This is a genomic window from Pengzhenrongella frigida (assembly GCF_004168625.1).
Lineage (GTDB): Bacteria > Actinomycetota > Actinomycetes > Actinomycetales > Cellulomonadaceae > Pengzhenrongella > Pengzhenrongella frigida.
In genome coordinates this window covers 132,691-151,590 of the sequence record NZ_SDWW01000001.1, presented here as the reverse complement: position 1 = coordinate 151,590, position 18,900 = coordinate 132,691, and the positions used below count along the sequence as shown (strand labels likewise).

Sequence of the window (18,900 nt, the reverse complement as noted above, 5' to 3'; positions counted from 1 at the left end):
GGCGACAACGATGTTCACGCCCATCACCAAGGCCTGGCGCCGGCTCGAGGACAAGCGTCCCGGCACGGCCCAGTTCCTCATGTTCTTCCTGCTCAGCAACGGTGTCACCGCGTTGCAGCTGGCACTGATGCCGATCTTCAAGGGCATCTTCAACCAGACCTCCCTGGTCGACACCGACTTCCAGGTGCTGCAGGTGGGGACGCAGGTGGAGGGCTTGCCGTACTTCATCTTCGACTACCCGGCGGGCGAGCTCCCGCTCGGCGGCGGCGGCCTGGCGTACTTCCTCGCCGTGCAGATCACCATCGGTATCGCGCAGATCATCAACTTCTTCGCGCAGCGCAACATCACCTTCAAGGCGACGAACTCGGTGGGCAAGGCGGCCACCTGGTACGTCATCGCCTACATCCTCATCAGCTTCGGAGCGGCCGCGGCGCAGGGCCTGTACAAGGCGCCGATCTACAGCCTGTTCATGGACACGTGGGGGATGGGCGGCACGGGTGAGACCATCGCCGACGCCGTCACGATGATCATCAACAGCGCCATCGCGTTCTGGATCTTCTTCCCGATCTTCAAGGTGATCTTCAAGCAGGAACCGAGCCCGGTGCAGGCTGACGAGGCCGAGACCGAGGCGGGCACGCCCGGCGCCCTGTCTCGATGAGCGGCCTACCCGGGGCCACCACGCTGACCGTGGTGGTGCCCTGCTACAACTCGGCCGACTACATGCGCCGGTGCGTCGACTCGCTGCTCGCGGGCGGCGGGCCCGAGGTCGAGATCCTCATCGTCGACGACGGCTCGCAGGACGCCACCCCCGAGATCGCCGACGAGTACGAGGAGCTGTACCCCGGCCGCGTCCGCGCCGTGCACAAGCACAACGGCGGTCACGGCTCGACGATCAACGTCGGCCTCGAGGTCGCCCGGGGTCGCTACTTCAAGGTCGTCGACTCCGACGACTGGGTCGACGTCGCGGCCTTCGCCGAGCTGGTGGCGACCCTGCGCCGGTTCGGGACGGACGACGCCGACGTCGACATGGTGCTGAGCAACTTCGTCTACGAGAAGGAAGGGCGCGGGACGAAGCGAGCCGTCCGGTACCGCCGGGCACTTCCCAGCGGGCGGGTCTTCGGGTGGGACGAGGTGGGCCGGCTGCGCAAGACCCAGTACTTCCTCATGCACTCGATCGTGTACCGCACGGGACTGCTGCGCGAGGTCGAGCTGCACCTGCCCGAGCACACCTTCTACGTCGACAACATCTTCGCGTACATGCCGCTCCCGGCGGTGCGCCGGATGTACTACCTCGACGTGGACCTGTACCGGTACTACATCGGTCGGGCCGGTCAGTCGGTCTCCGAGCGCGTGATGATCAGCCGCCTCGACCAGCAGCTGCGGGTCAACCGGCTGATGATGGAGCACGTCGCCCGGACGGTCCCGCCGGAGCACCCCGCGTACCGGTACATGACGCACTACCTGGAGATCGTCTGCGCGGTGTCCTCCACGCTGCTGCTGCGATCGGGTACCGACGCGGCGCTCGCGGCCAAGGAGGCGTTGTGGCGCGGCATCCGGGAAGAGGATGAGCTGCTGCACCGTCGGCTCAGACGCAGCGCCCTCGGGCAGATCACCAACCTCCCGGGTCGGCACGGCCGCCGGGTGACGCTGGCGGCCTACCGCGCCGCCCAGTGGCGCGTCGGCTTCAACTGAGCGGACCCGGAACCGGGATCAGCACCCGGACGATGAACCAGCCGTCCTCGGCGTGGACCGTGAGGGTGCCGCCATAGTGCTCGGACACCTGCCGGATGTTCCGTAGCCCGTAACCATGGTGGAGGTTGTCCCCGCCCTTGGTGGTCTGCGGAAGGCCGTCCTCGAAGGTCAGGTCACCCTCGTAGTAGTTCTCGAAGCGCAGCATGACGAACGAGTCCTGGCGGTGGACCGCCACCCGGAGCAGGCGCCGTTCGGGGTCCGGCAGCGCGACGGCCGCCTCGATGGCGTTGTCCAGCGCGTTGCCGACGAGCGCCGCGACGTCCATCGGTGACATGAAGTCCAGCGCGGCGCCGTCCGCCACGCAGGTCAGGGTGATCCCCAGGTGGGCGCAGTCGGCGCTCTTGGTGGTCAGGATCGTGTCGAGCACGATGTTGCCGGTCTCGACCTGGGTGCCGTACGGCCGGATCGAGTGCTCGAGCTGGTCGAGGTACGTCGCGCGCGTGTCGGCGCTCGCCTCGGCCCGGATCGCACCGATGTAGTGCTTGAGGTCGTGGTACTTGCGGTTGACGACGTCGATGTTGTTCCTGGCCTGCAGGTACTGCTCGTGTTGGGAGTGCAGCAGCCGATCCATCGCCTCCACCTCGGCCGCGCGGCGCAGCTCGAGCCGTTGGCCCTGCTGGGCGTAGAGGGCGACATACCCGGCGAGGTCGACCAGGGTGCGGATGTAGAAGATCTCCAGGCCGAGACGGCCGCTGAACGGGGTGTTCGTGCTCATGAAGCTGATGTTGCTGATCAGGAAGGTGATCACGGCGGTCGCCGCCGCGCTCAGCACGCCACGACTGTCGACGTCGACGGGCTGGTCGGCGGGGAAGTGTCGCCGCTCGATCGCGTAGGCGGCGGAGAAGCCCGCGCCGTAGACCAGGACGAGCAGCACGACCGACCCGGGTGACCGTTCGGCGGGGGTGGCGAGGAAGAAGGTCTGCAGCTGCCACTGCAGCGAGGCGACCAGCTCGGCGAGCACGAAGGCCCGCGCGACGAAGTACCACGCGGCGAGCGCGGAGACCTCCGCGCACACGACGATGATCAGGTACATCGTGGCGACGGCGAGCGTCATGCCCACGACCCACAGGGCGATCGGCAGGGCGCTGGCAAGGTGCTGCATGCCCAGCAGGGCACCGAGGCCGACCCCCGCCGCGAGCACGAGCCTGGCGCGGGGCAGCCGCTTGCGGATGAGCAGGACGTACACGACGCACGCCGACCATTCCGCGAGGGCCGTGTAGAAGCGGGGGATGTCGGGCAGGACTTCCTGGATCACGGCGTGCGACCACCCACGTGGTCGGCCAGGGCCTGCAGGAACGCCCGACGGCGCGGACGACTGACCTGGAGGTCGGCCCCGTCGATCATGACGCAGCTGGTGGCGTCCACGCCGGTGACGTGACGAAGGTTGACCAGGTAGCAGTTGTTGCTGCGGAAGAAGCCCTTGTCCGCGAGCTGCGACTCGAAGGCCTTCAGCGTCCCGGTCGGGACATACGTGCGATCGACCCCGTGCACGATGATCTTGTGGCGGATGCTCTCGATGTAGGTGATGTCGCTGAGGTAGACCCGGGCCATCCCTGACCCGACCGAGAGCATGATCCAGTCGCCCTGCGTGCTGCGGGTCTTGTCGATCGAGCGCCGGAGCTCCTGGGAGAACGCGAAGTACGGCACCGGCTTGAGCAGGTAGCTCAGCGCGTCGACCTGGTAGCCCTTGATGGCGTACTGCGCCATGTTCGTGATGAAGACGAGCACGACCTCGCTGTCGAGGGTGCGGATGTGGCGGGCGGCTTCGAACCCGTCGATGTACGGCATCTCGACGTCGAGGAAGATGATGTCGAACCCCGACTGGTACCGCTCGACGACGTCGCGGCCGTCGGGGTAGGTCTGCACCGCGAACGTCACGTCGTGCTCGGTCTCGAACCGGTGCAGGTACGCCAGGATCTGCGCTGTCGCCGCCGGGTCGTCCTCGACGACGCCGACGCGGATCACGTGGGGCACTTTACCTTCCTTGGATCTCGGCGCCGGGCCGAGGTAGCACGGTGCCGAGAAGTACGGTACGGCGTCGCGGGCACCGCCACCCCGGACCGTCCGCGCCGGCCGGGTTTCGCCCCGTCCGGCCCGAGAGTGCAGGATGTGCGCCGAGATCGACAGGTCGTGCACGCGTTGCCGATCGGCTCAGGTGCCCGTGTTCTCCTTGTGCCGGAGAACGACGTCGCTCTGGGGTGAACCACTGGTGGTCACATCAAGAAGTGACCACCGTGCAAAGGAGCATCGATTCGTGAGCACTTCTGCGGCCAAGGTGCCGATGTCCCACCCGCTGAAGACCTTGACCCTGGTCGTCCCGTGCTTCAACTCCGCGGCCTACCTGCACCGGTGCCTCGACTCGCTCGTGCAGTGCGGTGACGACCTCGAGGTGCTCGTCGTCGACGACGGCTCGCACGACGAGACCGGCGCGATCGCCGAGGCGTATGCCGAGCGTTTCCCCGGGACCGTGCGGGTGATCCACCAACCCAACGGCGGGCACGGCTCGGCGATCAACACGGGCCTGGAGCACGCGACCGGGCAGTACCTCAAGGTGGTCGACAGCGACGACTGGCTCGACGTCGAGGCGCTCGGTCGCGTGCTGGACTCGTTGCGCACGATGGTCGCTGACGGCGCGGACGTCGACATGGTCGTGAGCAACTTCGTCTACGAGAAGGTCGACAAGCGGAACAAGAAGGCGATGCGGTACCGCGGCGTGCTGCCGACCGGTCGGGTCTTCTCGTGGGACGACGTCGGCCAGTTCGGGCCGTCGCAGTACATCCTCATGCACTCGCTGATCTACCGGACAGACCTGCTGCGCGAGTGCGGTCTGCGCCTGCCGGAACACACGTTCTACGTGGACAACCTGTACGCCTACGTCCCGCTGGCCCACGTCGAGCGGATCGTGTATCTCGACGAGGACCTCTACCGGTACTTCATCGGCCGCAGCGACCAGTCCGTCAACGAGTCGGTGATGATCGGCCGGGTCGACCAGCAGCTGCGCATCAACCGCATGATGATCGACCACGTCGGTCGGGTGCGGCGCCAGCCCGGCATCTCGATGGGACTGTGCCGCTATCTCATCCACTACGCCGAGATCGTCAGCGCCGTCTCCTCGGTGCTCCTGGTCCGCGCGGGGACGGTCGAGGCTCGGGCGCTGAAGGACGGGTTCTGGCGCGAGGTCGAGCGTGACGACCCCTGGCTCTACCGACGGCTGCGCCGACGGAGCGTGCTAGGGCAGATCACCAATCTCCCCGGCCGGCCGGGCAGGGGCATCTCGATGCTCGCCTATCGGGCGGCACAGTGGGCCGTAGGGTTCAACTAGCGCGAGCCACCTGACCGCACCGCACGGTGCGGGGAGACTGACCATGCAGGGAGTGGAGAGAAGGAGCCGTCGTGACAGACCTGGTCGTGGTCGGGTCCGGCCTCTTCGGCCTCACGGTGGCGGAGCGGATGGCCGACCGCGGCGCGAAGGTGCTGCTGCTCGAGCGGCGGTCGCGCGTCGGCGGCAACGCGTCCAGCGCGGTCGAGCCGGCGACGGGCATCGAGGTCCACACCTACGGCTCGCACCTCTTCCACACGTCGAACGAGCGGGTGTGGGCGTACGTCAACCGGTTCACCGCGTTCACGCCCTACGTCCATCGGGTCTACTCGACGCATCGGGGCGAGGTGTTCCCGATGCCGATCACCCTGGGCACGATCAACCAGTTCTTCCGGTCCGCGCTCGGCCCGGCGGCGGCGCGTGCGCTGCTCGCCGAGCAGGCCGCGGAGCTGGGCGGGAAGACTCCCGCGAACCTCGACGAGCAGGGCGTGTCGCTCATCGGCCGACCGCTCTACGAAGCCTTCATCCGGGGGTACACCGCCAAGCAGTGGCAGACCGACCCGCGAGACCTGCCGGCCTCGGTCCTCGCGCGGCTGCCCGTCCGGTACACCTATGACAACCGGTACTTCAACGACACCCACGAGGGTCTGCCGGTCGACGGGTACCAGCCATGGCTCGAGCGCATGGTCGATCACCCGAACATCGAGGTCCGGCTCGAGGTGGACTTCCTCGACCCCACCCAGCCGTTCCACCGGGACGCGCTCGTCGGGCAGGTGCCGATCGTGTACACGGGGCCGCTCGACCGGTACTTCGACGCCGCCGAGGGCGAGCTGTCGTGGCGCACGCTCGACTTCGAGCAGGAGGTGCTGCCGGTCGGCGACTTCCAGGGCACCTCGGTGATGAACTACCCCGACGCGGACGTGGCGTACACGCGGATCCACGAGTTTCGCCACTTCCACCCCGAGCGGCGCCACCCCGACGACGCGACCGTCATCATGCGCGAGTACTCGCGGTTCGCCCGGCCGGGCGACGAGCCCTACTACCCGGTGCGCACCCCGGCCGACCGGCGGTTGCTCCTCGCCTACCGCGCGCGGGCAGCGGGGGAGCAGCAGGTGTTCTTCGGCGGGCGGCTCGGCACCTACCAGTACCTCGACATGCACATGGCGATCGCCTCGGCGCTGACCATGGTCGACGAGACGGTAGGCCCCGCCGTCGGCGGCAGTCACTGAACCCAGGCGAGCCCAACGGCACGGTGGCATCGTGGGGTCAGTTCGCCACCGTTCCCGTCCGTTCAACCGGGAGGCCTCGCGATGCCTGATGACCAGCGTTCGATCGTGCTCGAGGTGGAGGTCGCCGGCACGCCCGAGGAGGTGTGGCAGGCGATCGCGACCGGCCCGGGGATCTCCTCCTGGTACGTCCCGCACACCGTCGAGGAGCGTGCGGGAGGCGCGATGACCCTGTCCTTCGGTGACGGTCCGGACATGCAGGTCGCCGGCCGGGTCGTCGCCTGGGATCCTCCCCGCCGGGTGCTCTTCGACGGCGGCGACGGAGGACTCGCCTTCGAGTGGCTGGTCGAGGCCCGTGACGGCGGACGCTGCCTCGTCCGCCTCGTGAACGCCGTCTTCGGCACCGGTCCGGAATGGGACGCTCAGTACGACGGGATGGCGCAGGGATGGAAGATGTTCCTGCTCAACCTTCAGCTCCACCTGGAGCACTTCCGTGGCCAGGTCGCGACGGCCATGTTGCCGACGGCGATGTGGGAGGTGCCAGCCCACGCAGCATGGGCGGCGCTCACCGAGGCGCTTCACCTCCCGGCGTCGCCCGCGATCGGCGAGCGGGTCGTCGTGAGAGCCACCGACACGCCGACGCTCTCCGGCACGGTCGTCGATGCCGCGGGGTGGCGCCTCGCCCTGCTCCTCGACGGACCGTGCCCGGGCACAGCGTTCCTTGCCGTCGAAGGAACGGGCGAGCAGGTGAGCGTGTCGATCTGGTCCTACCTCTACGGCCCGGATCGCGCCGTCGTGGCGGCGCGCGAGGCGCCGCACTGGCAGCGCTGGCTCACCGAGCACGCCCCTTCGTGACGTCGGCCCGGCCCGGGGTAGTCCGTCTCGAGGGTCCTCAGCGCACCGCTGAGGGCAGCTACCCCGGTGGTGGCGGTGGTCGCAGGTGGCGCGGACGGACGGCACCTCGGGCGGAGGCCCTCGACCCCAGGGGAGCGCGCCTGGCCGCGGCGGCCGACTCCCGGGCCAGGAACGCGCCGATCTCCCCGATCGTGCTCATCAACGGTGCGGGGAAGACGACCGTGGAGTTCTTGTCGACCCCCAGCTCGACGAGCGTCTGCAGGTTGCGCAGCTGCAGCGCCACCGGGTGCGCCATCATGACGTCCGACGCGTCCCCGAGGGCGGCCGCTGCCAGGTGCTCGCCCTCGGCGTTGATGATCTTGGCGCGCTTCTCCCGCTCGGCCTCGGCCTGACGTGCCATGGCGCGCTTCATGCTCTCCGGCAGCTGGATGTCCTTCAGCTCGACCAGCGTCACCTCGACGCCCCACTCGCCGGTCGTGACATCGAGGATCTCCCGGATGTCGACGTTGATCCGGTCCGTCTCGGTGAGGATCTCGTCGAGCATGTGCTGGCCCACCACCTTGCGCAGCGTCGTCTGGGCGATCTGGTCGATGGCGGCACGCACGTTCTCGATGGCGATCACCGACCGCACCGCGTCGACCACGCGGTAGTACGCCACAGCGGACACGTCCACGCTCACGTTGTCACGCGTGATGATCCCCTGCGACTGGATCGGCAGGGTGACGATCCGCAGGGACACCCGGGTGAGCACGTCGATCACCGGGATGATGATCTGCAGGCCGGGGTCTCGCGTCCCGCGGAGCCGTCCGACCCGAAGAAGCACGCCCTTCTCGTACTGCTTGACGACCTTGACCGCCAGCGCCAGCCCGACGACGACCAGCAGCGCCACGACGAGCAGAACGATGGCCGGGGTGCTCACGAGAAACCTCCAGATCGCTTGGATTCCACGCTACCGCGGCGGGCTCAGTCGAAATAGGTGGTGATCGCCGCGGCCTCCTGGTCGATCGTCTCGGTGCTGACGAGGTCGCCGGCCTGGTCGGTGAGCACCGTGGTCCATGACCTCACGATGTCGGCGGCCGTGCCGCTCGCGTAGAGGGTCGCGGTCAGGTCGGCGAGGGTGCTCGCGTACAGGGCGGCGAACTCGTCGTCGGCCATGAAACGTTCCGCGAGCACGTTGCCGCCCATGCCTCCGCCGGGCTGGCCTGCCGCGCCGCCGCCGGGCGCGGCGCCACCGGTCGGCCGGCCAGGACGGTCGCCGTCCGGCATCGCGCCGTCGGGCATCGCGCCGTCGGGCATCGCCCCGCCCGCCGGACCCCCGCCCGCCGCGTCGCCGCCGGCGGTGTTCTGCGTGCCGAAGGACAGGTTCTGGTCCCAGGCGACCACCGTGAACACGCCACTGGTGGTGTCGTAGTGCAGGTAGGAGTTGTTCCCGGGGCCGGAGATGTCGTCGAAGTTGTCGACGAGCTCCTGCATCGCGAGGTAGGTCGCGAACGCCGTGACGTCGAGGTGAGCGGCGAGCTCGGCGTTGAACGTCGCGTCGTCGGCGCCGTCGATCCACGCCAGGAAGTCGATCAACGGGGTCAGGTCCTCGTCGCCCGCCTCCTGGTCGAAGACGTCGTCGTAGGACGCCGGGTCGTCCCCGCGGTAGGAGTAGTCGCCGTCGGCCTCGGCCTTGTACAGTAGGCCGGCCGAGCCGAACGAGGCGGCGTCCCACGCGTCGTCGGGGTTCTCGATGATCAGTCGCAGGTCCGCATCGCCGCCGTTGACGCTGAACCGGGACGCGGCCGCCTGCTCGGTGGCCAGCCCGCTGAGCCCGATCAGCTCGAGCGCCACGGCCTCGTTCAGCGCGGTCTCGGTGGTGCTGGACCGCACCACGAACGACGTCGTGCCGTCGAAGGACAGGCTGTCGTCGGACTTGTCGAGGCGGATGAGCCAGGGCAGCGCGGCCGGGTCCTCGGCGTCGGCGGCGGTCAGGCCGCGCAGCGAGGAGTTGCCCTTCAGGCGCAGCCCGACGTCCTCGAAGGTGGTGCCGTCGATCGTGACCGTGGCGGTGATCCACGCCTTCTCGCCGGTGGACTGGTACGACGCGATCATCGCGTCGTAGTCATCGTCGTCGTAGGTCACCGCGATGTCGTGCACGGTGGCGCTGTCGAAGAGCCTGCTGGTCGACGAGCTCGAGGCCGCCGAGGACCCGGAGCCCGTGGCGGTCGTCGTCGCGCACGCGGTCAGGCCCCCCAGCGCCAGCGTCGTCCCGAGCACGACGGCGCCCGCCCGGAACCGGCGGGGGGTAGGGCGAAGGACGAGCGGGGGCGTTGTCATCCGCCCAGCAAAGCGGTGGCGCCTGTGTCAGACAGGTGGTTCTGCTGTGTGTCAGCCGAGAGTCGCCGCCGCGGGCTCGTAGCGGCAGCTGGGATCCTCCGCCAACGGGTCGCCCGTGACGGCGAACGCGTGGGAACGCGATCCGCCGCACACGGTGCGGAACTCGCAACGACCGCACCTGCCGCCGAACCCATCGGGGTCGCGGAGCGACTGCAGGAGCGGGGAGGAGCGGTAGATCTCGGGGAAGGGTGTGCCGTGGACGGACCCGGCCGGAGCCGGCAGGAATCCACTGGGGTAGACGGTGCCCACGTGGTCGATGAAGGCGAACCCGCGCCCGGAGTTCACGTCGATCGGTGGGCGGGGTCGGCGTCGTTGGGGTTCCTGCCCGGCGAGGAGTCTCGCGGTGTCCCGGCGCAGGGCGTCGCGCAGGGGGCCCACGGGAAAGGCTTCGTCGAGGTTGTCCACGCCGGACCGCTGGATCGCGAGGCGCCGGTAGTGGGGTGCCTCCGTGGTCTTGATCGCGATGAACGAGGAGGCGTCGTGCAGCCAGTGCAGGACCTCCTCCTCGTCGGCCGCGGTCAGGGGTTCGAGGGCCTTCCCGCGACCGGTCGGGATCAGGAAGAACACGCTCCACAGGGATGCGCCGAGGTCGATGACGGTCTTGAGGACCTCGGGCAGCTCGTGGACGTTGCCGCTGGTGACGGTGGTGTTGATCTGCAGCCGGAAGCCGACGTCACGCACCATGCGGGCGGCCTCGAGCGTGGCGTCGAAGACCCCGTCGACGCCGCGGAAGGAGTCGTGGGTCTGCGCGCTCGCGCCGTCCAAGGACAGCGAGACCGCCTTCGCCCCGGCCGCGTGCAGCTCGACCAGTACCGGCCGGGTGAGCCGGTCCGTGACCGACGGCGACAGCGCCATGCTCAGGCCGAGCTCGGTGCCGTGGGCGACGAGCTCGGGCAGGTCCGGCCGTTCGAACGGGTCTCCGCCGGTGAGGACGACCAGGGGGCGCGGGGTCCCGAACGAGGCCAGCTCGTCCAGCAGGCGCTTGCCCTCCGCGGTGCTGAGCTCGAGCGGGTTGCGGCTGCGGATGGCCTCGGCGCGGCAGTGGGTGCAGGCGAGCTGGCAGGCGCGGGTCACCTCCCAGATCACGATGAACGGCCGCTCGGACGCGTCGTGGTGCAGGTGTCGGACGGCGCTCGGGGCGGGGATGGTCGGCCCTCTCGATCGATGGCTGGCGGCAGGGGGCTGCTGCGCTCACGTACCGTGATGTGGAGCCCGCGGCCTCGTCGTCGCCGGCGGGTTGTTTTTACTACACTTTCGAGGAAAACTACAGTCGTGCCTTCCGAACCCATCGACGCCCGGACCCATCGAGTGCTCTCGGGTGCCAGCCGGGTCGCGGTGCTCGAGGTCATCCGGGCCGACGGCCCTCTCGACATCCAGGCCATCGCCACCCGGGTCGCGCTGCACCCCAACACGGTGCGCTCGCACCTCGACCGGCTCATCAAGGCCGGACTCGTCGAGAGCTCGGTCAGCGCGCGGGTCACGCCGGGACGGCCCCGCCTGAGCTTCGCTGCGGTCGCGGGCACGACGTCGGGCCCCGACGACTCCTACCGGATGCTGGCGGGCGTCCTGGCCGGTGCCATCGGTGCCAGCGCGTCGGAACCTGGCGCCGTGGCTACGGAGATGGGGAGGCGCTGGGGGCGGCAGGCCACCCCGCTCGACGAGGGAGTCGGTCCGCTCGACGGTGCAGGCGTGGTCGATCGCATCGTCACCTTGCTCGACGACGTCGGCTTCGCGCCTACCGTTCGCGGCTCCGACCAGGCCGTGCCGATCGACGCCGCGGGCGACCCGACCGTGATCGAGCTGCACCGGTGCCCGTTCGTCGAGGTCGCCCGCGAGCACCGCGACGTCGTGTGCGCCGTGCACCTCGGCCTGATGCAGGGTGCGCTCGAGCAGCTGGATGCGCCGCCCACAGCGGTCCGGCTCGAACCGTTCGTGCGTCCGGACCTGTGCCTGGTCCACCTCGCGCCGGGAGCGACCGGCGCCCACGCCGAGCAGTAGGTGCCGCGGGCGCCGGCCAGGGGTGGACGGCGCTACGCCGCCGCGACCCGCCCGATCCGCACGCGCCACACCTCGGGCCCCTCCTCGAGGGCGTCCCAGGTGAACTCGCCCGCGTTCTCCGCCGCCAGCTGGTAGTACAGCGGCTTCGGGTCGTGGTCGTTGACCAGCACGAACCCGGTCCCGGGCAAGAGCGCGGCAAAGGTCGTGAAGATCAGGTCGTGGCGGATGCGGGGGATCTCCGGGCGGACATCGAGCAGCGGGTCGGTCGTGGGCATGGTGGGGTCCTCTCGGTGAAACGGGAATGAGGCGTCGAGCGGGGCTTCGTGCTCGGTCTCCAGCAGAGCGGCGTGGTGCATGGCCCCGTCCAGGCGTTGCGCCTGGACGGGGTGCGAGTGACGGAGCAGCACCCAGCCGTCGGCGGCCAGGCGGCCGGCGAGCTGCGGCTGCCCCGCCAGCGGGAGCTGTCGGCAGGTGCGGGCCAGGACCCGGGTGAGCTGATCGGTGACGTCCGCGGCCTCAGCCGGCACGGGTGATCTCCACGCGCCACTCCAGCGGGCCGGTCTCGAGGTAGGTCCAGGTGAACCGCCCCGGCCAGAGCGCCTCCGTCTGGTAGCGCAGGGGCTTGGGGTCGTGGTCGTTGAGGATGACGAAGCTGCCGCCGGGGAGCAGCTCGTCGAGCCGGGCGAAGATGATCTCGTGCCGGCCACCGTGCGGGAGGCTGCGGACGTCGAGCTGGTCCGGCTCGTCGGCACCGAGGAGCTCGTGCATCCCGGCCAGCGCGGCGCTCAGGTCGATGCCGGCGGCGTCCAGGGCCGGGAGCAGCAGGTCGTTCTCCTTGGCCAGGTGCACCGTGAAGAGCGCCTGGGCCGAGCCGGCCGCCACGGCTACCGCGAAGGCGTCGTGGATGCTGTCGAGGTCGGTCACGAGCAGGTCGAGCGCGCGGTGCTCGGCGATCATGGCCTCGACCAGGAGCCGGGTGCCCTCCAGGCGCGCGCCGGCGGCGTAGAGCACGGCCTCCTCGGCGTGGGCGTGGGGCATCAGCTCGGTGGCGAACCAGGCGACGAGCGCGGTGCGCGCCTCTTCGAACCGTCCGACGCGCGTGCCGGCGATCACGTCGTCGGCCAGCGCGGCCAGCTCGGCCGCGAGGGCGGTGTGGTGGCGGGTGATCGCGCCGATCACCTCGACGTTCGGCGTCGATGCGACGGGTGCAGCCGACGTCGGGGCAGGGGGAGCGGAGGCGATCTGGTGGATGTCGAGGGACATCGGGTCTCCTTGAGGAGTGGGGTGCTCGGGGCGGACGACGAGCCGTCAGTTGTTTTTACTACACTTTCAGTGAAAACTGTATCCCGTGCCCCTCGAACCGAACGACGCCCTCGCCCGCAGCGCCCGCAGCGCCCGCCGCGCCCGCTTCGGGAGTGCGGCATGAGCCGCGACCTGCTGTCCGTGGCCCGTCTGGTGGGACCGGGGACCGAGGCGGCGCAGCTGCGGGACGCGTTGCGGGACGTGATCGACCCCGAGCTCGGCGTCGACATCATCAATCTCGGGCTGGTCTACGGCCTCGAGGTCGACGGCCGCGAGGCCTCCGTCCTGATGACCACCACGACACCGGCGTGCCCGCTGGGGGAGTACCTCACCGACGAGGTGCGCCGGGTTCTCGTGACCGGGGGGTGGGTCGACCGGGTCGAGGTCGTCATCACCCACGTGCCGGCGTGGACCCCGGACCTGATGTCCGTCGAGACCAAGCGGGCCTTCGGGTGGTGACGGCCGCGGTCCGGGCCCCCCAGCGGGTGGCCCGCCGCCGCCTGCCGCTGTTCGCCGCCGCCCTGGCCTGCCTGCTCGCCGGGCTCTGGGGCGGCCTCGTGCTGCTCGGCCTGCCGGTGCCGACCCTGCTGCCGATGGCGGCCGCGGACCACGGTCCGCTGATGGCGCTCGGGTTCCTGGGAACGGTGATCTCGCTCGAACGGGCCGTGGCCCTCGGGCGCCGGTGGGCGTTCGCCGCTCCCGCGCTCGCCGGCGCCGGTGGGCTCGCGCTGCTGGTGAGCCTGCCGCCCGTCGTCGGCCGCCTGCTGCTGTGCGCGGCGTCGATCGTGCTCGTGGTCGTGTACGTCGTCGTGCACCGGATCCAGCCCGCGCTGCACCTGCGGGTGATGGCCGCGGGCGCGGTCTGCTGGTACGTGGCCACGGTGCTGTGGCTCGCGGGGTGGTCCCTGCCGCGGCTGGTGCCGTGGATCGCGGGCTTCCTCGTGCTGACGATCCTCGGCGAGCGGCTGGAGCTCGCCCGGGTCGCACTGCTGACCCGCCGCTCGATCCGAGAGTTCCTGGTCGGGGCGTCGCTCTTCGGGGCCGGACTGGTCCTGAGCACGACGACGGCGATCACCGGGTCGGCGGGGATCCGCCTCGCGGGGGCGGGCATGGTGGCGCTCGCGGTGTGGGGCGCCGCGCACGACGTCGCCCGGCGCACCGTGAAGATCCCCGGGGTCACACGGTTCATGGCGGTGTGCCTGCTGACCGGGTATCTCTGGCTGGCGATCGCCGGCGTGATCTGGCTGGCCGCGGGGAACCTCGGGGTGACGGTCGAGGTCTACGACGCCGCGCTGCACACGGTGTTCCTCGGGTTCGTGATGTCGATGATCTTCGGGCACGCGCCCGTCATCGTGCCCGCCGTGCTGCGGGTCCGGCTGCCGTTCCACCGGTGGTTCTACGCCCACGTGGCGCTGTTGCACGTGTCCCTGCTGGTGCGCGTGATCCTCGGGGATGCCGCGGGGATCGAGCTGTGGTCGCGGATCGGCGGGGTGGGCACCGAGCTGGCCATCCTCGGGTTCCTCGCGGCGTCGGTCACCGCGGTGCGGCTCTCGCGTCGACCGGGGGTGCCCGCATGACGACGACGCAGCCGCGGTGGGGCGGGCTCGTGCTCGGGGCCGTCATGGTCGCCGTCGCGCTGGTGGTGACCCTGACCGGCAGCGGCGTGGGCGCCGGTGGCGACGCGCGCGCCGTCGTGGGCGCGGGCGGCACCCAGACCGTCGAGGTGACGCTCGTCGGGATGACGATCACACCGTCGGTCATCGAGGTGCCCGCGGGCACGCGCCTGGTCTTGGAGGTCACCAACACCGACGCGATGCGGCACGACCTTACGCTCGACACCGGTCAGCGGACCCCGCTGCTCGGCACCGGCGAGTCCGCGACGGTCGAGGTGGGCACCGTGGACGCCGCCATCACCGGCTGGTGCACCGTGCCCGGGCACCGGGCGGCCGGGATGACCCTGAGCATCGTGGCCGTCGGCGCGGACGCCGGCGACGCCGGTGCGGCCGACCCGGCCGGATCCGAGCACGAGATGGGTGCCATGGCGACCGGCACGGTCGACCTGCACGGCGACCCCGGGCCCGATTGGCGTCCGTACGACCCGACCCTGCAACCGGCCCCCGGCGCCACCGAGCACCGCCTGACGATGACCGTCGCCGATACCGAGGTCGAGGTCGCCCCCGGCGTGCGCCAGACCCTGTGGACCTTCAACGGGACCGCACCGGGGCCCACGCTGCACGGCAAGATCGGCGACGTCTTCACGATCACGTTCACGAACGCCGCGAGCATGGGGCACGGCATCGACTTCCACGCGGGTTCGCTCGCACCGGACGGGCCGATGCGCACGATCGACCCGGGCCAGTCGCTCACCTACCAGTTCGTCGCGACGAACTCCGGGGCGTGGCTGTATCACTGCAGCACGATGCCGATGGCCCTGCACATCGCCAACGGCATGTTCGGTGCGGTCATCATCGACCCGCCGAACCTGCCCGCCGTCGACACCGAGCTCGTGCTCGTGCAGTCCGAGCTGTACCTGGGCGCCGCCGGCGGCACGGCCGACGAGGCCAAGATCGCCGCCGAGGCACCCGACGCCGTGGTGTTCAACGGCTACCCCGACCAGTACGACCACGCCCCGATCGAGGTCAAGGTGGGGACGCGGGTCCGGGTGTGGGTGGTCGACGCCGGGCCGCAGCGGGCGACGGCCTTCCATGTGGTCGGGGCCCAGTTCGACACGGTCTTCAAGGAGGGCGCCTACCTGCTGCGCCCCGGCAACGCGGAGCACGGCGCCGCGCAGGTGCTCGATCTCGCGGCGGCCCAGGGCGGCTTCGTCGAGTTCGAGCTCCCCGAGGCAGGGCGCTACCCGTTCATCGACCACGCCATGGTCGACGGCGAACGCGGCGCCCACGGCTTCTTCGAGGCGTCGTGATTCTCGTCGTCGCCTCGTAGCGATCAGCGGCGCGTCTTCTCCGACTTCTCCCAGCCCCGGCGCGGCGCGCGGGCGCCGAAGCGTTCGCTCTTGGCGCGGTAGACCACGTAGGGGCGCCACAGGTAGAACAGCGGCGCGCTGAACACGTGCACGAGGCGGGTGAACGGCCACAGCGCGAACAGGAGCATCGCGGCCATGCCGTGCGCCTGGAACGGGAACGGCGCCTCGGCCATCAGCTCAGGGTGCAGCTGGAACGTGAAGATGCCGCGGAACCACACCGAGACGCCCTCGCGGTAGTCGTAGTGGTCGTACAGGTTGAGCACCCCGGAGCCGATCGTGTTCCACAGCCCGAAGAAGATCACGACGCCGAGCACGAGGTACATCGTCTTGTCCATGCGGGTCGTGGCCCCGAACACCGCGCCGTTGGTCCGCCGCCGGTAGATCAGCAGCGACATGCCGACCACCGTCGCCAGGCCCGCGAGCAGGCCGACGCTCACCGCCATCGCGTGGTAGACCGACTCGGACAGGCCGACCGCATCCGTCCAGCTCTTCGGGATGCCGAGCCCCATCACGTGCCCGGCGAACACGGCGAGGATCCCGAAGTGGAACAGCGGGCTGCCCCAGCGCAGCAGCTTGCTCTCGTACAGCTGCGACGAGCGGGTCGTCCAACCGAATTTGTCGTACCGGTAGCGCCAGGCGTGCCCGGTGATGAAGATCGCCAGGCAGACGTACGGGACGACCACCCAGAGCACGATGTCGAGCGTGGTGGTCATGGCCTGGCTCCCTTGACGTCCGGCAGTGCATACGGTTCCAGCCCGACGGACTCGTCGGGCGGGCCCTGCGCGGCCAGCCGGGCCACGGCCTCGCGCTCGTCGCCGACCAGCGCGGGCAGCGTGGCGCAGACCGCCACCAGCGCGCCGGCGTACGGCGAGCCGGCGTCGAGCAGCGCCAGGCGCAGGACCTCCAGCCCGGCGCGGTGCTCGAGCAGCAGCCGCGTGCCGACCTCGGCGTCCTGGGTGGCGGAGAACTCGAGCAGCACGCACAGGTGGTCCGGGAGCTCCTCGTCGGTGAGCTCGAGCCCGGCCGCGCGGTAGGCCTGCTTGAAGCTGAGCAGGGCGACGCCGCGCTGGCGGGTGTCCCCGTGCCCGTAGTACGTGAGGTACAGGCACGCGCGCCGGCGCATGTCGAACCCCTCGACGTAGTCGACGGTGAGCTGGGTCAGCGCCGTGCGCTCGAGGTGGTCCAGCACCCCCTCGAGGGCGGACCGAGCCGGGTCCGGCACCGCGGCGACGGCGATGCGCAGGTCCGGGATCCGCGCGATCAGATCCTCGCCCGGGTAGTCGAGCACGATCCCGGCGACGCGGTGCACGATGGCGATCTGGCGGGCGTCGAGCCCGCGCCCCTTGGCCCGGCGGGCGGTGCGGGGCATCGGCAGCGGGCTCACGGGGTGTCCTGCCCATCCGGCGCGGACTCGGTGCGGGGTTCCGCGGGCGGTCCGTCGCGGCCGGGGAACAGCCCGGGCGGCGTGCCCCGCCCGTCCCAGTTCAGCATGTTGACCCGGGTGGCCGGTCCCGTGCCCGCACCCGCGGTCGTGTCGGAGGTCTGCCGGTCCTTGAGCACCCGGAAGTTCTCCACGGCCAGTGGCGTGCCGGCCCCGGAGCCCTCGCCGAACGGCCCCGAACCGCCCATGCCGGGTCCGCCGTCGTAGTCCAGCGAGCATTCGGTGGCGAGCTCTTCGAGGTTGTGCGCCTGCTCGGCGTGCGCCGGCGGGATCACGTACCGCTCGTCGTACTTGGCGATCGCGAGCAGCCGGAACATCGCGTCCATCTCGCCGGTGGTCATCCCGACCGCGGCCGGGATGGACGGGTCGCCGGGGCGGCCCATGTTGATGTCGCGCATGTACGAGCGCATCGCGGCGAGCTTCTTCAGCACGCCGGTGACCGGCTCGGTGTCCCCGGCGGTGAACAGCTCCGCGAGGTACTCCACCGGGATCCGCAGCGTGTCGATCGCGGCGAACAGGTTCCCGGCCTCCTCGGCGTCCTCGCCGGTCTCCTGCACGACGTCGACCACGGGGGACAGCGGCGGGATGTACCAGACCATGGGCATGGTGCGGTACTCCGGGTGCAGCGGCAGGGCGACCTTGAACGTGCTGATCAGGGCCCAGATCGGCGAGCGCTGCGCAGCGTCGACCCAGTCGCGGGGGATGCCGGCCCGCTCGGCCTCGCGCATGACGGTCGGGTCGAACGGGTCGAGGAACACGCCGCGCTGGGACTCGAGCAGGTCCTTCGGGTCGGTGACCGTGGCCGCCTCGAGCACCTTGTCGGCGTCGTACAGCACGAGCCCGATGTACCGCAGCCGGCCGACGCACGTCTCGGCGCACACCGTGGGCAGGCCGACCTCGATGCGCGGGAAGCAGAACGTGCACTTCTCGGCCTTGCCGGTCTTGTGGTTGAAGTAGATCTTCTTGTACGGGCACCCGGTGACGCACTTGCGCCAGCCGCGGCACTTGTCCTGGTCGACCAGCACGATGCCGTCCTCGGCGCGCTTGTAGATCGCCCCCGACGGGCACGACGCGGCGCAGGACGGGTTCAGGCAGTGCTCGCAGATGCGCGGCAGGTAGAACATGAACGTCTGCTCGTAGGCGAGCTTCACCTTGTCCGACACCTTGGCGAGGATCGGGTCGGCCGCCAGCAGCTCGGAGCCGCCGAGGTCGTCGTCCCAGTTCGCGCTCCAGGTGATGTTCATGTCCTTGCCGGTGATCAGCGACATCGGCCGGGCGACCGGGCTGTGCTCCTGCAGGGGCGCGTTCGTCAGCGTCTCGTAGTCATAGGTCCACGGCTCGTAGTAGTCCTCGATCGAGGGCAGCTTGGGGCTGGAGAAGATCGTGGCGAGGTTCTTGATCCTGCCGCCGGCCTTCAGTCGCAGGCGTCCGCGCTTGGTCAGCGTCCAGCCGCCCTCCCACTTCTCCTGGTCCTCGTAGGTGCGCGGGTAGCCCTGCCCGGGGCGGGTCTCGACGTTGTTGAACCACACGTACTCGGTTCCGGTCCGGTTGGTCCACGCCTGCTTGCAGGTGACCGAGCAGGTGTGGCAGCCGATGCACTTGTCGAGGTTCATCACCATCGACATCTGGGCCATGACGCGCATGT

General features: G+C 70.2%; 19 protein-coding genes. 9 read left to right on the top strand and 10 right to left on the bottom strand.

Going from position 1 to position 18,900, the window contains the following annotated elements; all coding sequences use genetic code 11:
* Positions 1-10: 10 nt before the first annotated feature.
* Both EUA98_RS00650 and EUA98_RS00645 read left to right on the top strand, forming a co-directional pair.
* The gene (locus EUA98_RS00650; RefSeq protein ID WP_130100725.1) at positions 11-658 is read left to right on the top strand and encodes a hypothetical protein; all 648 of its coding nucleotides are present in this window, start codon (positions 11-13) and stop codon (positions 656-658) included.
* Positions 655-1,692, top strand: a complete 1,038-nt coding sequence (locus EUA98_RS00645; protein WP_130100724.1) for a glycosyltransferase family 2 protein — start codon at positions 655-657, stop codon at positions 1,690-1,692. Before EUA98_RS00650 ends, EUA98_RS00645 begins: the two co-directional genes overlap by 4 nt.
* Here the strand turns inward: EUA98_RS00645 and EUA98_RS00640 are convergent.
* On the bottom strand, positions 1,685-3,007 hold the full coding sequence (locus tag EUA98_RS00640) for an ATP-binding protein (RefSeq protein WP_130100723.1): 1,323 nt from the start codon (positions 3,005-3,007) through the stop codon (positions 1,685-1,687). The two genes, EUA98_RS00645 and EUA98_RS00640, sit on opposite strands and share 8 nt — an antisense overlap.
* Positions 3,004-3,726, bottom strand: a complete 723-nt coding sequence (locus EUA98_RS00635; RefSeq protein WP_242511174.1) for a LytR/AlgR family response regulator transcription factor — start codon at positions 3,724-3,726, stop codon at positions 3,004-3,006. Before EUA98_RS00635 ends, EUA98_RS00640 begins: the two co-directional genes overlap by 4 nt.
* Before the next feature lie 280 nt (positions 3,727-4,006).
* Between EUA98_RS00635 and EUA98_RS00630 the strand changes: the two genes are divergently transcribed.
* From EUA98_RS00630 to EUA98_RS00620, 3 genes are all read left to right on the top strand, one after another.
* Positions 4,007-5,074 (top strand): glycosyltransferase family 2 protein, encoded by a 1,068-nt coding sequence (locus tag EUA98_RS00630; RefSeq protein WP_242511166.1) that lies wholly within the window; start codon positions 4,007-4,009, stop codon positions 5,072-5,074.
* Between the two features lie 71 nt (positions 5,075-5,145).
* On the top strand, positions 5,146-6,300 hold the full coding sequence (gene glf, locus EUA98_RS00625) for a UDP-galactopyranose mutase (RefSeq protein WP_130100722.1): 1,155 nt from the start codon (positions 5,146-5,148) through the stop codon (positions 6,298-6,300).
* A gap of 81 nt (positions 6,301-6,381) precedes the next feature.
* Positions 6,382-7,152, top strand: coding sequence for an SRPBCC family protein (locus tag EUA98_RS00620; RefSeq protein WP_130100721.1), 771 nt, complete (start codon positions 6,382-6,384; stop codon positions 7,150-7,152).
* Between the two features lie 58 nt (positions 7,153-7,210).
* Here EUA98_RS00620 and EUA98_RS00615 read toward each other — a convergent pair whose 3' ends face one another.
* Genes EUA98_RS00615 through EUA98_RS00605 form a run of 3 tightly spaced genes read right to left on the bottom strand, consistent with a single transcriptional unit; the run spans position 7,211 to position 10,650 of the window.
* A complete protein-coding gene (locus EUA98_RS00615; RefSeq protein WP_165372666.1) occupies positions 7,211-8,071 on the bottom strand; it encodes a slipin family protein in 861 nt (286 codons plus the stop codon).
* 44 nt (positions 8,072-8,115) lie between these two features.
* Entirely contained in the window at positions 8,116-9,471 is a 1,356-nt protein-coding gene (locus tag EUA98_RS00610; protein WP_130100720.1) for a CotH kinase family protein, read from the bottom strand.
* 51 nt (positions 9,472-9,522) lie between these two features.
* Entirely contained in the window at positions 9,523-10,650 is a 1,128-nt protein-coding gene (locus EUA98_RS00605) for a TIGR04053 family radical SAM/SPASM domain-containing protein (RefSeq protein ID WP_350339471.1), read from the bottom strand.
* 153 nt (positions 10,651-10,803) lie between these two features.
* Here EUA98_RS00605 and EUA98_RS00600 point away from each other — a divergent pair, with 153 nt between their 5' ends.
* Complete coding sequence (locus tag EUA98_RS00600) at positions 10,804-11,529, top strand: helix-turn-helix transcriptional regulator (RefSeq protein ID WP_165372665.1); 726 nt, start codon at positions 10,804-10,806, stop codon at positions 11,527-11,529.
* Between the two features lie 32 nt (positions 11,530-11,561).
* Here EUA98_RS00600 and EUA98_RS20130 read toward each other — a convergent pair whose 3' ends face one another.
* Complete coding sequence (locus EUA98_RS20130; RefSeq protein WP_242511150.1) at positions 11,562-12,056, bottom strand: DUF2249 domain-containing protein; 495 nt, start codon at positions 12,054-12,056, stop codon at positions 11,562-11,564.
* Complete coding sequence (locus tag EUA98_RS00590) at positions 12,046-12,792, bottom strand: DUF2249 domain-containing protein (protein ID WP_130100717.1); 747 nt, start codon at positions 12,790-12,792, stop codon at positions 12,046-12,048. Before EUA98_RS00590 ends, EUA98_RS20130 begins: the two co-directional genes overlap by 11 nt.
* Positions 12,793-12,951: 159 nt before the next feature.
* Here EUA98_RS00590 and EUA98_RS00585 point away from each other — a divergent pair, with 159 nt between their 5' ends.
* Genes EUA98_RS00585 through EUA98_RS00575 form a run of 3 tightly spaced genes read left to right on the top strand, consistent with a single transcriptional unit; the run spans position 12,952 to position 15,754 of the window.
* A complete protein-coding gene (locus EUA98_RS00585; protein ID WP_130100716.1) occupies positions 12,952-13,290 on the top strand; it encodes a metal-sulfur cluster assembly factor in 339 nt (112 codons plus the stop codon).
* Entirely contained in the window at positions 13,287-14,408 is a 1,122-nt protein-coding gene (locus EUA98_RS00580; RefSeq protein ID WP_130100715.1) for a DUF8744 domain-containing protein, read from the top strand. Before EUA98_RS00585 ends, EUA98_RS00580 begins: the two co-directional genes overlap by 4 nt.
* On the top strand, positions 14,405-15,754 hold the full coding sequence (locus EUA98_RS00575; RefSeq protein ID WP_130100714.1) for a multicopper oxidase domain-containing protein: 1,350 nt from the start codon (positions 14,405-14,407) through the stop codon (positions 15,752-15,754). Before EUA98_RS00580 ends, EUA98_RS00575 begins: the two co-directional genes overlap by 4 nt.
* A 23-nt stretch (positions 15,755-15,777) precedes the next feature.
* Here EUA98_RS00575 and narI read toward each other — a convergent pair whose 3' ends face one another.
* The 3 genes from narI to narH are packed head-to-tail and all read right to left on the bottom strand — an operon-like array spanning position 15,778 to position 18,898.
* Positions 15,778-16,527, bottom strand: a complete 750-nt coding sequence (gene narI, locus EUA98_RS00570) for a respiratory nitrate reductase subunit gamma (protein WP_130100713.1) — start codon at positions 16,525-16,527, stop codon at positions 15,778-15,780.
* Positions 16,524-17,198: a nitrate reductase molybdenum cofactor assembly chaperone gene (gene narJ, locus EUA98_RS00565; RefSeq protein ID WP_242511149.1), complete on the bottom strand. Its 675-nt coding sequence runs from the start codon at positions 17,196-17,198 to the stop codon at positions 16,524-16,526. The genes narI and narJ overlap by 4 nt, the downstream gene beginning before the upstream one ends.
* Positions 17,195-18,898 carry a nitrate reductase subunit beta gene (gene narH / locus EUA98_RS00560; protein ID WP_130100712.1) on the bottom strand — a complete coding sequence of 568 codons (1,704 nt, stop codon included), beginning with the start codon at positions 18,896-18,898 and terminating at the stop codon, positions 17,195-17,197. The genes narJ and narH overlap by 4 nt, the downstream gene beginning before the upstream one ends.
* Between the last annotated feature and the right edge of the window lie 2 nt (positions 18,899-18,900).